This is a genomic window from Streptomyces bambusae, assembly GCF_019400985.1.
GTDB classification, from domain to species: Bacteria; Actinomycetota; Actinomycetes; order Streptomycetales; family Streptomycetaceae; genus Streptomyces; species Streptomyces bambusae_A.
Genome location: NZ_WTFF01000694.1, coordinates 1 through 918 on the forward strand (window position 1 = coordinate 1; position 918 = coordinate 918).

Consider the following 918-nt stretch of genomic DNA (forward strand, 5'->3'; position numbering starts at 1 on the left):
GGCCTGGCCCGGGTGGGCGGGGCCCTGGCCGGCGGACCTGACCGCGCCCTGGCCCCACGGGGCCGGCCGGTCCGGCTTCTGTCGTATCGCGCCCGGGCGGGCCGGGCCGTGAGCTGCCGCCGGGGCGGCGTGGACCGCCTCCCACGTGCGACGCGGGGCCGTGCCCCGGTGGAGCTGGTGCCGCCGGGTACGCCCGGCCGTACGACTGTCTCCCATGCCCGTGAAGACGGAACCGAGCCCGATTTCGTTGCCTCTGCCCATGAATCAGCAGGTCACGGACGGTGGCCCGGGAGTGCACAGCAGTCGAAATCGGTGCCGGGCGGCGAGTGGGGCATGGCAGGCTGTCGATCACCGGACGGTTCGGAACGTGATCGGCCGGTTTCACGACCAGAACCACTCCAGCACCACCTCCAGCACCACCTCCAGACAAGGATCCGGCAGGCATGACCACGCCCCCGCAGCCGTCCACCACCCCGCCCGCGGAGCCGGGGGGCGCACCCACCACCGAGGGGGTGTCCATACCCGCACCCGCCCCCGCCCCGGCCGCCGGAACCGAGTCCGCGCCGGCCGGCGACGCGAAGACGTCGCTGACGAAGGGCACGAAGGGCAGCCCGGCACCCGACGCCCCGGCCCCCGAGGCCGCCGCCTCCGAGTCCCCGGCCCCCGTGTCCGAGGCCCCGGCCGCCGACGCCCCGGCCGCCGAGCCCCTGTCCGTGCACAACGCCCCGACCCTCGCCGACGCCGCCCTGGTGCCCGCCGCCCCGACCCTCGCCGACGCGGCCCTGGTGCCCGACGACCCCTCTCGCTTATACACATCTGACGCCGCCGAGGATCCTACGCGGGCAAGCCGCGCGGACTCACGGTCCACTGCACACTACTCTCATAGCCGACAGCGACGCTGCTCTATGCTCACTAATG

At 74.6% G+C, this 918-nt stretch carries 1 pseudogene; it reads left to right on the forward strand.

Annotation, left to right across the window (positions count from 1 at the left end):
- Positions 1-443: 443 nt before the first annotated feature.
- A pseudogene (locus GPJ59_RS36590) lies at positions 444-918 on the forward strand (hypothetical protein); the annotation flags it as partial.